This is a genomic window from Salaquimonas pukyongi (assembly GCF_001953055.1).
Classification (GTDB): Bacteria; Pseudomonadota; Alphaproteobacteria; order Rhizobiales; family Rhizobiaceae; genus Salaquimonas; species Salaquimonas pukyongi.
Genome location: NZ_CP019044.1, coordinates 609,009 through 623,480, shown reverse-complemented (window position 1 = coordinate 623,480; position 14,472 = coordinate 609,009). Strand labels below are relative to the sequence as shown.

The window sequence follows — 14,472 nt, the reverse complement described above, 5'->3', positions numbered from 1 at the left end:
TAACCCATTGCTAACCGTGCTGCTAAACCTCCCGGTTACCAAGAATCGAGACAGTTTTAGCCTTCGCGTTCATCTTTACCATTCCGTTGCCATGGCAGCGCAGGATTGACTGCAAAGACAGGGCTGACGGACAGGGGTGAGGTTACCGCTATCCATTTTTGCCAGTTCTGTGCATTCCAGTAGCGAGTAAACGATGCGCAAAATGTTCCTGGCCGCTTCTGCCGGCGTTGTGATTTCACTGACCCTGTCATTGTCCGCCGGTGCGCAGTCACGCTACAGCCCGCCACCGGCAACGGTGCTTTCGGGCGATCTAGCTTCACCGTGGCTACTGCAGCTCACCAACCGCGACCAGTATCGCAAGGTAACGCGCCGCAATGCCGCCGCCTTGCAACTGCTCAACAAACAGCGGAAGAAAAAGCGGTTGAAACGCACCGCCATGCAGCAGGATTCCCAGCAGGTTATACAGCCGGTTTCCCGATCACAGCCGCAGGCCGCCCCTCAAATGGCGGCATTGCCGAAGAAACCCGATGACGGGCTGGATCCGAAATATCTGCCCCAGCGTGTCGCCTATTCGGGCAGCGAAAAACCTGGAACCATCGTTATCGATACCTCACGGCGCTATCTCTACCTGGTGGAAGATAACGGCCAGGCCACGCGCTATGGCGTCGGCGTTGGACGGGAAGGTTTTTCCTGGACGGGTACGGAAAAAATCACCCGCAAGGCCGAGTGGCCCCAATGGCGCCCGCCAGAGGAAATGCGCATCCGTGAAAGAAAGAAAGGGCGCGAACTGCCCGTCGTCATGGAGGGCGGGCCCGCCAATCCGCTCGGTGCACGGGCGCTCTATCTGGGTAGCACGCTGTACCGCATTCACGGTACCAATCAGCCCTGGACCATCGGAGGTGCTGTTTCATCCGGTTGCATCCGGATGCGTAACGAAGATGTGACAGACCTCTACGCACGCGTCGGTGTCGGCACGAAAGTGGTTGTCCGCTAAGCTGCATTGCATCACGTATCCGCCCGAAAAGCGCCCTTTGTTGCTGTTTTTCAATGCCCTAACGGTTAACTGCCGGCATGTTGGCAATGTTGCGCTTTTTCAACACATCAACAATTCCTGAGAACAAACGGGTGCATTGCGGCTTTTGCCGGCGCGTAACCCCTTGAATTTCCTATGGCCTTCCGTAAGGTGGCGCCGGGGCGTGCCAGAAGGCACCAGCAGACTCACAGTCATATGGGAAATAAAGATGCTTACGAGGAGAAGCTTCGTAACCGCACTGGCAGTAGGAACCGTTCTTGGAACCGGTATGCTGAACAGCACCAACGCTGAAGCGCGGTATTTTGATTCAACAACGAGGACCTGGGTTGAAGGCGAACCGGTGAAGCGCCGGCTCGACCAGCGCAAGGTTCCCTCGAAGTTCAAGCGCCGCAACGTAACGGTTCGAACCAGCCAGCAGCCTGGTACGGTAATCATCCACACCGACGAGAAGTTCCTTTACTACGTTACCGGCAGGAACAAGGCCATTCGTTATGGCGTCGGCGTGGGGCGCGAGGGCTTTGGCTGGAATGGCGAGGTTGCCATTCGCAGAAAAACCGAATGGCCGGTTTGGATTCCGCCAAGGGAGATGATCCAGCGCGAACGCGAACAGGGCCGTGAATTGCCAGCGCGCATGGAGGGGGGACCGGAAAACCCGCTCGGCGCCCGTGCCCTGTATCTTTACAAGGGTAACCGCGACACACTTTACCGCATTCACGGCACCAATCAGCCCTGGTCGATCGGGCTTAACCTTTCCTCCGGCTGCATCCGCATGATGAACAAGGATGTGGAAGATCTCTATGAGCGTGTCGATATCGGCACGAAAGTGATCGTCATCGGGCCCGGCGAGGATCCAAGTCCCTATATCAGCGCGCCGCGCAACCCGCTGGCCGCGATATTCGGCAACGGATAATACCCGGCTGCAAGTCATCATCGGTTTGAAACGGCCCGCCTGGAGAAATCCCGGCGGGTTTTGATTGCGCCTAGAGCATGTCCTGATTAGCTTTTGTTTTCTGCAATCGCCTGAACCTGGTTCCCGGGCCCTCGGACCGCGTTGCAAAACGCTGACAGTGCCTGCACCACGGCGGATTTTTCGCCTTGCCGAAGGCCCGGTTACCGGCGTTCAAACATTCCATCTAACCAGGACACGCTCTAAGCTTCTTCACGGCTTGCGGCATGGTTCCGCCATGGGCCCAGTTGAGCAGCTCGGCCGTGTGAACGATAGGGATATCCGTGCCGCTGGCAATCTGGGTAATGCAACCTATGTTGCCGGCCGCGATGATCTCCGGCTCTACCCGTTTGATGTTGGCGATCTTTCTGTCCTTCAGCTGCGAAGCGATGTCGGGCTGAAGAATGTTGTAAGTTCCCGCAGACCCGCAACACAAATGGCCTTCGGGAACATCGACAACGGTAAACCCGGCATCGGCCAGCAGTTTCTTTGGTTGCGTGGTGATCTTCTGGCCATGCTGCATGGAGCAGGCAGAATGATAGGCGAGGCGAATGCCCCTGCCGGCTTCGCTCTGTGGCAGATCGATATCCGCAAGGAACTCTGTAATGTCCTTTGCCATGCCGGAAACCTCGGCGGCCTTGTCTGCATAGGCTGCATCCTCGCGCAGCATGTGCGCGTAGTCCTTTACGGTGGTGCCACAGCCTGACGTGGTGATGATGATCGCATCAAGGCCACCCTTGTCGGCTTCGCCCAGCCAGGCATCGATATTGCGCTTGGCAGCCTTGTGGGATTCTGCCTCGCGGCCCATGTGGTGCACCAGCGCGCCGCAACATCCTTCTGCCGGCGGCGTCAGCACTTCGTAACCCAGCCGGGTCAGCAGGTTGATCGTTGCAAGGTTGATTGCAGGATCCAGTATCCGCTGGGCACATCCCTGCATCATGACGACCCTGCCCCGGGCGCTGCCGTTTTGCGGCGCGTGGCGGGAGTTCTGCAACTTGCGATCGGCCTTGGGCAGGCTAGAGGGCGCAAGCGCAAGCATCGCCGCCATGGGTTTGGTGCCCGGCAGGCTTTTTATCAGCCCGGCAAACGGTTTTCCAAGACGCGCCGCCGACAAGGCAAAACGAAAACGCTCCGGATAGGGCAGAACCTGTGCCAGCATCCATCGGTACAGACGATCAATCATGGGGCGCTTGTAGGTTTCCTGGATATGGGCTCGGGCATGGTCAACCAGATGCATGTAGTGAACGCCGGAAGGACAGGTCGTCATGCAGGCAAGACAGGAAAGGCAGCGATCGATGTGCTTTACCGTTCGCGCGTCTGCCGGGCGGCCGTTTTCCAGCATGTCCTTGATCAGATAGATGCGGCCACGCGGGCTGTCGAGTTCATCGCCAAGGGTCAGATAGGTGGGACAGGTTGCCGTGCAGAAGCCGCAATGAACGCATTTGCGCAGGATTTTCTCGCTATGCGCTGTGGCTGCATCCTTCAGCTGTTCTTCAGTAAAACGGGTCTGCATCTTATGCCTGCTCCACCGCTCGGGCCATCAGGCCCGGATTGAGGATTCCGGCAGGATCGAATTGCCGCCGCAGGTTTTGTGAAATCGCTGCGATGCGTGGTGCTTCGGGATGAAAGGCGTCAGCTTCACCTTTGCCATCAGCCTGCCGGCGGAACAGGGTTGCGTGACCGCCATGGCCATCAACCGCACTGCGGATTAGCGAAGCGGCCTCATCGTCCGGCGTTGCGGTGTTGAGCCAGATGAGCCCGCCACCCCAATCATAGACGGCTTGGCTTTCCAGTTTGCCGGAAATCCGGGCGACCACATCCGGACCGTCGGACGGCTTGACCGAAAGGCGCCAGATAGATCCTTCCCTGCCAGCAAAGGGTTCTACGTCGCGAACCCAGCGCCACCCTGCCGCGGTTTTTTCCGGATCGGATTCGATTGCCAGCTGCGCTTGCGGGGGCAGAAGCGGGGCCAGCATTTCCTTCAGCCGTCCGGTCCTGTAATTCACCGACTCCGGCAGGCCCTCGCAACGGATCATGGTAACGGGGTTGCCATCCATTCCCTTTTGCAAATGCGCCGCTCCGGTCACATCGAAGGGCGAGCCCAATGCCCTGGCAAGGATCGTTATTGCCGTCCGGTCGTCCAGCCCCTCGACAAGGACAACGCCGGTCGCCCGGGGCCGGGGCAGCAGTTTGAAGGAAACCTCGGTCAGCACGCCCAGCGTGCCATGGCTGCCGCACATGAGTTTGACCAGATCATAGCCGGTGACGTTTTTCATCACCCGCCCGCCATTCTTGATGGCCTCGCCTTCCCCGCTGACAAAGCGGACACCAATCAGGCTGTCGCGTGCGCTGCCTGCCTGCATCCGGCGCGGCCCGGAGACGCCGGCGGCAATCACCCCGCCTATTGTCGAAACACCTTCCGTCCCCAGCAAGGCGCGATAATCGGCCGGTTCGAACGGGAGATGCTGGTCTTCAGATGCCAGCGCATCGACAATCGTCTGAAGGGGAGTGCCGGCTTGTGCCACCAGGGTCAGTGCGCCGGGTTCATACAGGGTGATGCCCGACAGTTTTTCCGTCGACAGGATATCGGCAGCCCTGACCGGATTACCGACAGGCCGTGTCCCGCCGCCCGCGATCTTCAGCGGTGCAACGGTGTTGAAGCGGCCGCGAATCAGTTCGGCCAGCGCCGCCTCGCTATCGGGTTTGAACAGTTCTGCCATGAATCACGCCGCTTTCCGGCGATTTGCATGCCTGCGCCCATGGCTTGAGGGCATTGGAAAAACCTTGGCCGGATTGAGCAGCCAGTGCGGATCGAAGACATCCTTGACGCGCATCTGGATTTCCAGATCGGCATCGTTGTACTGATGCACCATCAGGTCGCGTTTTTCGATGCCGACACCATGTTCGCCAGTCAGGCAACCACCAACCTCGACACAGAGTTTCAGGATATCGGCGCCGAAGGCTTCACACTTTTCCAGATCGCCAGGCTTGTTGGCATCAAACAGGATCAGGGGGTGGAGATTGCCGTCACCTGCATGAAACACATTGGCAACGCCCAATCCGTAATCTACCGACATTTCCTGCATGCGCTTTAGCACCTCCGGCAGGCGTGAGGTGGGAATGGTCCCATCCATGCACATATAGTCCGCCATCTGACCCATGGCGCCGAAGGCTGCCTTGCGGCCTTTCCAGATAAGGTCGGATTGCACCGCGGAATTGCTTTCGCGCATGACCTGCGGATCATGGCGGGTGGCAATGGCCTTGATCTTCTCCAACTGCTCGGCGATTTCGGCCTCCGAACCTTCCACCTCGACGATCAAAAGCGCCTCCACATCGGTGGGATAACCGGCATGGGCGAAATTCTCGCAGGCAATGATGGCCGGCTTGTCCATGAACTCCATGGCTACCGGAAGAACGCCGGACTTGATGATGTCTGCGACACAGGCACCGGCAACCTCATTGGCATCAAAGCCCAACAGAATGGGCCGGGCACCTTCCGGCTTGGGCAGTATTTTCAGCACTGCTTCGGTGACCATGCCGAACTGGCCTTCCGAACCGCAAACGATCCCCAGAAGATCATATCCGGCAGGATCGAGATGCGGACCGCCAATCTCCACGACTTCGCCGTCCATCATCACCATGGTCACGCCGAGCAGGTTGTTGGTGGTGACGCCATATTTAAGACAATGGGCGCCGCCGGAATTCATGGCGATGTTGCCGGCGATGGCGCAGGCAAGCTGGCTCGACGGATCGGGTGCATAGAAAAAGCCGCCTTCTGCAACGCTGCCGGAGACCGCAAGATTGGTGATGCCGGACTGAACCCTTGCAAAGCGGTTGTCATAATCCACTGCCAGTATCCGGTTCATGCGGGCTACCCCGATGACGATCGAATCGGCAGTGGGAAGCGCCCCGCCGGCAAGCGACGTACCGGCCCCACGCGGGACAACCGGCAGGCCCATGGCGCTGCAAATGCGCAAAACCTGGGAAACCTCTTCCGTGTTCCGTGGCAGACAGACCGCCAGCGGGGGCAGCGATACGCCGTCAGCGCATCGCATTCATAGGCAAGGGTTTCTTCCGGGTCATGGATTACACCATCCTTGCCAATCGCTGCTTCAAGCGCGGCAACAATCTCCCTCTTGCGCGACAGGATTGCGCCATCTGCCTTTGGCATCTCGACAAGCGACATCCTACCCTCCTCCGGTTTCAGGAAACACAGCAGGATAAATGGTAAATAATTTTTACCAATATGGCAAGCCTCACCCGAAAAGGGGGCATTTTTCCGGTTTGGCGTGTGACAAAACGCCTGTCAGTCCGACTTGCCGTGACGGCCCCTGATCCTGCGGACAAGCACCCAGACACAGAAAACAGCAACCGGCACAAACATGCCTGCCAGCATTTTGGGTGTAAGCGGGGCAGGAAGATATTTTTCCAGGGCCTGGCTGAGGTAGTAGAACAGGCCGACCACGTAATAGGAAACCGCGGCCACTGAAAGCCCTTCGACCGTCTGTTGCAGGCGCAGTTGCATTCGGGTCCGCTTGTTCATGGACGAGAGCAGATTCCGGTTCTGGCTCTCGATCTCGATGTCCACCTTGGCACGCAGCAGATTGGCCACCCTTGCCAGTTTGCGCGACAGGTTGGCCTGGCGGTCCTCCACGGAGGCACAGGTGCGCAAGGCCGGCGGCAGGCTACGGTTGAGGTAGCTTCCCAGGGTAACATTGCCGGACAGCGATTCACTGCCCAGTTCCTTGATGCGATCCTGAACGATGCCGCCATAGGCGCGGCTGGCACCAAACCGGAAGAGGCTGGCCGCCGCATCGCTTTCAAGTTCAGCGGCAAGGGAGTTGATCTTGGCCAGCAATTCCGCCGATTCATCGGCCGAAGCATCCTTCGTCTCTGCAGTCAGGCGCGAAAGGTCGACCTCCATATGGGACAGCTTTTGGGACAGGCTGCGGGCGAGCGGCAGTCCCAGCATGGCCAGCGTGCGATAGGTTTCAAGTTCAATCGCCATTTTGGTGTAGGCACCGACCTGCGCCGAACCGAGACCGGATTCGAGCAGCAAAAACACCGTCATGCCATTGGGATCCTGACGGAAATCGGTTGCAAGCAGGGATTTTCCGTCGGAAAGCCGGTTAACGGCCAGACTCTCGGGATCGAACTTGGCCAGCAGCTTTCGATTGGCCGGGGTATTTGCGCGAATTTCCAGGCGCGTTGCCGAAATCAGGCTGCCTGGCGGATTAAAACCAGCCGCGAAGGGATGGTCGTGCAGATCGCCCAGAAAGCTGCGCGGTGCAGGCGCATCGAAGGTGAAGGCGGTGAACTCGCTGTGACTTTCCCACTGCAACCGGCCCCTGCCCCAGGGAATGGCATGGTACCGCATTTCGGCTGCCGGCACCGTTTCTCCGCGCATCCGGCACAAATGGGCGAAGACGGCGCTTGCCACCGATTTGCCGCCCTCCGACATGAAGGCAAAGTGCAGTACAACGCGGTTGGTCTCGAATTCGGGCAAAGGCCGGGAGTGGATTTCACCGACGACGAAAGCGTGTTCGGGGTGACGGGGAAACTCGTTCAGCCTGGCAGTCGCCGCACTGGTGTGGTTGGCCAGTTCACTGGTGCCATCGGCATGTCTGCGTGCTGCAGCCTTGCGCGATCCAGCCCTTGATGAAGCGGGTTTCGACATGGTCCTCTCCTGCGCATTGCCCTGTTGCTGGCGGAAAAACGCTTCAAACGCAGGCTTCCTGCCTTTGCAACCGGCAGATTGCAACCAAACCCGTTTCATAGACCTGCTTGTGCAACCAACCAACCGGCAAATTTTGCATTCTATTTATGATCGGGAGAATGCCGGTTTTCAGTGGTAAGAATTATTGACCAATGTTGATGATCTCTGTATCGTTGCAGCATGACCATATTCCAGCAAGTCAGCCAGGACAGATCCGCCGACGAGGTGGCCCACCAGATTGAGGGACTTATTCTGGAAGGGGTTTTGCGGCCTGGTGATCAATTGCCGGGTGAGCGGGAACTTGCGACAGAACTTGGGATATCAAGGCCGGTTGTACGCGAGGCCATCGAAACCCTCGTTGCCAGCCATATCCTGCACCGGCGCCAGGGAGATGGAACCTTTGTCGGCGATATTATCGGCCAGGTCTTTTCCGATCCGATTGCCACACTGCTGCCGCATCACCGCAAGGCAACGCATGACTATCTGGAATACCGCCGGGAAGTGGAGGGTATTGCGGCCGGCATGGCCGCGGAACGGGCAACCGGATATGACCGCGACATGCTGCATCAATGCATCGAGCGGATGCAGTCGGCCCATGAGCGGCAGGATTTTGCAGAAGAGGCGAAAGTCGACCTGGAGTTTCATTCACTGATTGGCGAGATGGCGCACAATCTGGTGCTGCTGCATACCCTGCGTTCCTGTTACAAACTGCTTTCGGAAGGCATTTTTCAAAACCGCAGCAGGCTTTACGAAAAACCAGGCGCTCGCCAGGCGCTCTTTGACCAGCACATGGCGATTGCAGGGGAAATACAGGCAGGCAACCGCGAGGCGGCAAGCAAGGCGGCACGCGATCACATGTCCTATGTGATGGAAAAAAGCCTGGAACTGGACAATGAAGCAGAGCGTGAGCGGATTTCCAGCCTGCGCTTCAAAAAACGGGAACACTGACGCGCTTGCGCCGGCGTACGATCATAAAAACTGCTGGGGGAATATCATGCCACAACCGGTCAAAGTTGGCCTTTTCGTTACCTGCCTGGTCGACCTGTTCCGCCCGACCGTCGGGTTTGCGGCGGTCAAACTTCTGGAGGAGGCAGGCTGTGACGTGCATGTGCCCGTGCAGCAAACCTGCTGCGGACAGCCGGCCTGGAATTCGGGCGACCGGGCCGATACTGCCGATATTGCAAAGCAGGTGATCAAGGCTTTCGAAGAGTTTGATTATGTCGTGGCGCCGTCGGGTTCGTGCGCCGGCATGTTGTCGAAACACTATCCGGAACTGTTTGACGGTGTTCACGTGTGGGGGGAGCGAAGCCGCGCCTTCGCCGTCAAGGTGCATGAACTGGTAAGCTTCCTGACCGACGTCATGGGCGTTGAAGCGGTTGAGGCAAAGCTTGAAGCCACCGTCACCTATCACGACTCCTGCGCGGGCCTTCGGGAACTGGGCGTTCAGGCGCAGCCGCGAAAACTGCTTGAGAGCGTTGAAGGCCTGAGGCTGAAAGAGATGAACAACGCGAATGTATGCTGCGGCTTCGGCGGCACCTTTGCCGTCAAGTACAGCGACATTTCCAATGCGATCGTGACGGAAAAGGCGGGCAATATCGACAAGGCGGAAGCCGATTTGCTGCTGGCAGGCGATCTGGGCTGTCTGTTGAACATGGCTGGAAAATTGCGGCGTTCAGGCTCGAAAACACAGGTGCGCCATGTCGCCGAAGTGCTGGCAGGCATGACGGATGCCCCGCCGATTGGTGGAAAGGACTGACGCCATGCAGACCACCAGCCAAAAGTTCAAAGAGAATGCAAAAGCCGCCCTTGCCAATGAGCAGTTGCAGGCTTCGCTCATCCATGTACGGCACAATTTCATCGACAAGCGTGCCAAGGCGGCGGCCGCCCTGCCCGAATTCGAGGCGTTGCGGGACAATGCGGTGGCGATCAAGAACCATGTACTTGAAAACCTCGATGCCTATCTTGAAACCTTCGAGCGCAACGTTATCGCCAATGGCGGCAAGGTCCATTGGGCGGCGACCGCGGCCGATGCCCGGGGCCTCATTCTCGACATCTGCCGCAAGGCCGGTGCACGGACGGTGACCAAGGGAAAATCGATGATCTCCGAGGAGATCGGCCTCAACGAGTTTCTCGAAAACTCCGGCATTGAGCCGATCGAGACTGATCTGGGCGAATACATCATCCAACTGCGGGGAGAAAGCCCGTCACACATCATTGCACCGGCGGTTCACGTCAACATGGATCAGGTGCGCGACGACTTCAAACGGGTGCACACCCATCTTCCGCCCGAACGCAACATGAACGAGCCGGAAAGCCTGCTCAAGGAAGCGCGCAGCGTATTGCGCGACCGTTTTCTTTCTGCCGATGTGGGCCTTACCGGCGCCAACTTCCTGGTGGCAGAAACCGGTTCCACCGTCATCGTGACCAACGAAGGCAATGGCGATCTGACACAAACGCTGCCCCGGGTGCATGTGGTGATCGCTTCCATCGAAAAGATTGTGCCGACACTGGAGGACATGAGCCAGATCATGCGGGTGCTGGCCCGCTCGGCAACCGGGCAGGAAATGAGCGTCTACACCACCCTGTCGAGCGGTCCCAAACGCAAGGAAGATCCCGACGGGCCGGAGGAATTTCATGTGGTGCTGCTTGATAACGGGCGCACCGACATGCTGGGCACGGAGTTCAAGGACATGCTCAGATGCATCCGGTGTGGTGCCTGCATGAACCACTGTCCGGTGTATCACGCGATTGGCGGGCACGCCTATGGCTGGGTTTATCCCGGACCCATGGGCTCGGTTCTGACGCCGCAGTTTATCGGCGTTGAAAAAGGTGGCCAGTTGCCCAATGCCTCGACCTTTTGCGGGCGGTGTGAGGAAGTCTGCCCCATGCGCATCCCCCTGCCCAAGCTGATGCGTCACTGGCGCGAACAGGAGTTCACCAGACATCTGACACCACCGGCACAACGCCGTAATCTGAAAGCCTGGGCGTGGCTCGCCAAGCGCCCGAAACTCTATCGTCTGGCTACAAGGCTCGCTGCACGGGGCTTGTCGATCCTGGGCGGGCGCAGACACCGGACCAGCTTTCTGCCCATGGCCGGTGCCTGGACCCGGCACCGCGACATGCCGACGCCGGAGGGGGCCACATTCCTCGCCCAATGGAAGGCAGGCACTGCACGGCAAGGCGAACGGAAAGGAACGGGAGGCGGCCGGTCATGACCCGTGAGTTCATTTTGGAGAAACTGGCCCGCAATCTTGCCAGCACACCGGAAAATCGTGCGAAAAAGGCAGCCGGGCGCATTCGCCAAACCGAAAAAGGCATCTTGCCGAAGCAGCCCAGAACCCGGATCGCACGGGTGAACCACTTCATCGCGAAAGCCCGGGAAGCACAAGCAAGCATTGCCACCTGCGGCACTGAGCAGCTGGCCGACGCCATCGGCAAATGGCTGCGCGAAAACAACCTGCCGCCTGACATCCGCATTGGCGAAGATGCGCGTCTGAGCAGCCTTCACGAAACAAACAACAACATGCTTGCGGTCAAGCAGGGCCCCAGCGACGGCAAAGACGTGACGGGCGTCAGCCATGCTGAGTGCGGTATCAGCGAGACAGGCACACTGGTGTTGCTGTCAGGGGCAGACAATCCGACAACGCTGAATTTTCTTCCGGAAAATCATATCGTTATCGTACGGCGTAGCGATATTGCCAGTCATTACGAGGATATCTGGCCACGTCTGCGCAAACGCTTCGGCAAGGGTGAGATGCCCCGCGCCCTCAACCTTGTGACCGGGCCATCCCGGTCCGCCGATATCGAGCAGACCTTGCTGCTTGGCGCGCACGGCCCCGTCCGTCTGCACATTCTTGTCACCGAGGACTGACCCAAAAATGCCGCTGCAAAACCGCGTCAGACCCGATGGTGTGCTGGAAGCGGTAAAGGCCCGCGGCATGTTCACCGGAAACCGGGGCATCATCCATGATCCAGATGCCAAACAGCTTCTGGGGCGGCGATGGACCGTGAAAGCATGGATCTGCTGCGCCCTTTGCTGGAAAGACAGGTCCAGGGATGTGTGGGGCCGGAATTATACCAGAGGCGATGGTTCGCCTGGGACCGGCTGGAGCGAGCTTTTCTTTCTCGATGAGGTAACGGCGCTCGCCGCCGGCCACCGGCCCTGTCACGTCTGCCGCCGGGACAATGCCATCGCCTTCAAGGCCGCTTTTCGTGTTGCACATGATGGCGCGAAGACATCCGACATCGACACCATTTTGCATCGGGAGCGGCGGCTTTCCGCACGCGCATTGCCGCAAGCACTGTGCGCCATCGACCTGCCGGCCCTGCCCGATGGCACCGTTGTGGAAACCGGCAACGGCTTTTTCGCACTCAAGCAGCGCCAGGCCCTGCCGTGGTCTCATGCCGGTTATGGACGACCGCGAAATCCGGGGCAGCTTGCCCGCAGTCCCGTCAGGCTGGTTACTCCCAAATCCATTTTGAGCGTGTTGCGGCGTGGTTATGCGCCGGCATGGCATGCGAGTGCTGCTTGATTCAGATTGCAATGTCGGTAAAGGCTGCTCCATGCCGATACATGATTTTAAAAGCCAGCGCCTGTATCTCGACCACCCCCTTGGCGAGGGAACGGCGATTGAACTCGACCGCAGCCAGGCCAATTATCTGATTTCCGTCCTGCGCTTGAAAAGCGGCGCACAACTGCTGGTTTTCAACGGACGGGATGGCGAATGGCGGGCGCAATTCGAGGTCACAGGCCGAAAGTCCGGCACGCTGACCCCATTTGAACAGACAAGACTGCAGCCGCCGGCAAACGATCTCGTCTACTGCTTTGCACCGCTTAGACAGGCGCGGCAGGATTACATGATCCAAAAGGCGGTGGAGATGGGGGCCGGCGTCCTTCAGCCGGTGATCACGCAGCATACCCAGGTGCACAAGGTCAATCTGCAGCGCATGCAGGCCAATGCGATCGAAGCGGCCGAACAATGTGGCATTCTTTGTATCCCGGACTGCCGCGAGGCGCTGCCCCTTGAGACATTGCTGGAACAATGGAATGGAAAGCGCATCCTGATCTTTGCCGATGAGGCCGCAGCGGAGATCAATCCTCTTGAAGTACTGAAAGCCTGCCGCGGCAGTCCGCTCGGCCTGCTGGTGGGGCCTGAAGGCGGATTTTCACAAGCCGAGCGCGAGCAGCTTGCCAGCTTCGAAAATGCGGTAACGATATCGCTCGGCCCAAGAATTCTGCGTGCCGATACTGCAGGTGTGGCTGCGCTTGCCGTCACTCAGGCAGCCTGCGGCGACTGGTAGAAAGCGAAAACCGCCAACAGCCTTCAAAACAATTCACTTGCGGTTTGAAACCTGCCTTCATAGGGGTTGAACAAACACAGACATCACGTGAAGGTCATTCCCATGGCACGCGATACCGTTGATGACAGACCTCTGGAAGATTTCGGGCAAATGCTCGAATGGTTCACCAGCGGATGCAAGCCGGAAGCCGATTGGCGCATCGGTACCGAGCATGAGAAATTCGCCTTTTATACCGACAGTCATGCGCCGGTTCCCTATGAGGGCGATCGCGGTATCGAAGCACTCTTGAAGAGCATGCAGGCCGAGCTTGGCTGGGAGCCGATTACCGATGAGGGCAGGATTATCGGCCTGGCGGGCGGCGATGGCGAAGGTGCCATATCGATAGAACCGGGAGGGCAGTTCGAACTCTCCGGCGCGCCGCTCGAAAACGTGCACGAAACCTGCCGGGAATCCAATCAGCACCTGCGCGCCATCAAGTCGGTCGGCAAGGAACTGGGCATGGGATTTCTGGGGCTTGGTTCAAGCCCGGTATGGACGTTCGAGGAAACGCCGCGAATGCCCAAAAGCCGCTACAAGATCATGTCGGCCTATATGCCGAAAGTCGGCAGCCGGGGGCTCGACATGATGTACCGGACTGCCACGATCCAGGCCAATCTCGATTTCAGTGACGAAACGGACATGCGGCGCAAACTGCAGGTCTCCCTGAAATTGCAGCCGCTGGCAACCGCGCTGTTTGCCAATTCCCCGTTCACCAATGGCGTCCCCAATGGCGAACTTTCCTGGCGGGCCGGGGTGTGGCGGGACGTGGACAATCAACGCGGCGGCTATCAGCCGCAAATGCTTGATCCAGCCTTCGGTTTCGAGGAATACGTCAACTGGTGCCTCGACATTCCGATGTACTTCATCATTCGCGACGGCGGCTATGTCGACATGACGCATATGACGTTCCGCGACTTTTTTGAGGGCAAGGCATCCGGGGAACTGCCGGGCGTTGTGCCAACCATGGGCGACTGGTCCAATCATGTCAGCACGCTTTTTCCCGATGTCCGGCTGAAGCGGTTTCTGGAAATGCGCGGCGCTGACGGCGGCCCGTGGCGGCGTATCTGCGCCCTGCCCGCTCTGTGGGCAGGACTGCTGTATGACACCCAGGCTCTTAACGAGGCAGAAGACTATGTGCGTGACTGGACAGCCGAAGAAGTAGGGACCCTGCGGAACAGCGTTCCGGAAAAAGGGCTGGATGCTGAAATCTGCGATACCAGCATGCTGGAAGCAGGAAGACGTATTCTGAAGATTGCCAGGGGCGGGCTTGAGCGCCGCGGCTACCTCAACAGCGAGGGCCTTGACGAACGCTTGTTCCTGGTGCCGCTGGAGGAGGTGGTCGCAGCAAGACGCACCTCCGCAGAAAACCTGCTATGGATGTATCGCGGCCCCTGGGAAGGCGATATCGACCGGGTTTTCGAGGAGATGGCCTACTGA

12 protein-coding genes and 1 pseudogene are annotated in these 14,472 nt (G+C 58.7%); 9 read left to right on the top strand and 4 right to left on the bottom strand.

Going from position 1 to position 14,472, the window contains the following annotated elements; translation table 11 throughout:
* The first annotated feature begins 193 nt into the window (after positions 1-193).
* Positions 194-994 carry a L,D-transpeptidase gene (locus tag BVL55_RS03025; RefSeq protein WP_075995671.1) on the top strand — a complete coding sequence of 267 codons (801 nt, stop codon included), beginning with the start codon at positions 194-196 and terminating at the stop codon, positions 992-994.
* A 247-nt stretch (positions 995-1,241) separates the two neighbouring features.
* Positions 1,242-1,943, top strand: a complete 702-nt coding sequence (locus BVL55_RS03020; RefSeq protein WP_075995670.1) for a L,D-transpeptidase — start codon at positions 1,242-1,244, stop codon at positions 1,941-1,943.
* 223 nt (positions 1,944-2,166) lie between these two features.
* Here the strand turns inward: BVL55_RS03020 and glcF are convergent, their stop codons facing one another.
* From glcF to BVL55_RS03000, 4 genes and pseudogenes are all read right to left on the bottom strand, one after another.
* Positions 2,167-3,492, bottom strand: a complete 1,326-nt coding sequence (gene glcF / locus BVL55_RS03015; RefSeq protein WP_075995669.1) for a glycolate oxidase subunit GlcF — start codon at positions 3,490-3,492, stop codon at positions 2,167-2,169.
* Position 3,493: 1 nt separating this feature from the next.
* The gene (locus tag BVL55_RS03010; RefSeq protein WP_075995668.1) at positions 3,494-4,699 is read right to left on the bottom strand and encodes an FAD-binding protein; all 1,206 of its coding nucleotides are present in this window, start codon (positions 4,697-4,699) and stop codon (positions 3,494-3,496) included.
* 3 nt (positions 4,700-4,702) lie between these two features.
* A pseudogene (locus BVL55_RS03005) lies at positions 4,703-6,165 on the bottom strand (FAD-linked oxidase C-terminal domain-containing protein).
* Positions 6,166-6,285: 120 nt separating this feature from the next.
* Positions 6,286-7,656: a DUF3422 family protein gene (locus tag BVL55_RS03000; RefSeq protein WP_083649610.1), complete on the bottom strand. Its 1,371-nt coding sequence runs from the start codon at positions 7,654-7,656 to the stop codon at positions 6,286-6,288.
* A gap of 219 nt (positions 7,657-7,875) precedes the next feature.
* On the opposite strand from BVL55_RS03000, the gene BVL55_RS02995 reads away from it, so the two are divergent.
* From BVL55_RS02995 to BVL55_RS02965, 7 genes are all read left to right on the top strand, one after another.
* Positions 7,876-8,643: a FadR/GntR family transcriptional regulator gene (locus BVL55_RS02995; RefSeq protein WP_075995667.1), complete on the top strand. Its 768-nt coding sequence runs from the start codon at positions 7,876-7,878 to the stop codon at positions 8,641-8,643.
* Between the two features lie 46 nt (positions 8,644-8,689).
* Positions 8,690-9,451 (top strand): (Fe-S)-binding protein, encoded by a 762-nt coding sequence (locus tag BVL55_RS02990; RefSeq protein ID WP_075995666.1) that lies wholly within the window; start codon positions 8,690-8,692, stop codon positions 9,449-9,451.
* Positions 9,452-9,455: 4 nt separating this feature from the next.
* Positions 9,456-10,910 carry a LutB/LldF family L-lactate oxidation iron-sulfur protein gene (locus BVL55_RS02985; RefSeq protein WP_075995665.1) on the top strand — a complete coding sequence of 485 codons (1,455 nt, stop codon included), beginning with the start codon at positions 9,456-9,458 and terminating at the stop codon, positions 10,908-10,910.
* A complete protein-coding gene (locus BVL55_RS02980; protein ID WP_075995664.1) occupies positions 10,907-11,566 on the top strand; it encodes a LutC/YkgG family protein in 660 nt (219 codons plus the stop codon). The genes BVL55_RS02985 and BVL55_RS02980 overlap by 4 nt, the downstream gene beginning before the upstream one ends.
* Before the next feature lie 7 nt (positions 11,567-11,573).
* A complete protein-coding gene (locus tag BVL55_RS02975; RefSeq protein WP_075995663.1) occupies positions 11,574-12,227 on the top strand; it encodes a hypothetical protein in 654 nt (217 codons plus the stop codon).
* Positions 12,228-12,258: 31 nt separating this feature from the next.
* A complete protein-coding gene (locus BVL55_RS02970; RefSeq protein ID WP_075995662.1) occupies positions 12,259-12,996 on the top strand; it encodes a 16S rRNA (uracil(1498)-N(3))-methyltransferase in 738 nt (245 codons plus the stop codon).
* Between the two features lie 102 nt (positions 12,997-13,098).
* Positions 13,099-14,472, top strand: coding sequence for a glutamate--cysteine ligase (locus tag BVL55_RS02965; RefSeq protein ID WP_075997843.1), 1,374 nt, complete (start codon positions 13,099-13,101; stop codon positions 14,470-14,472).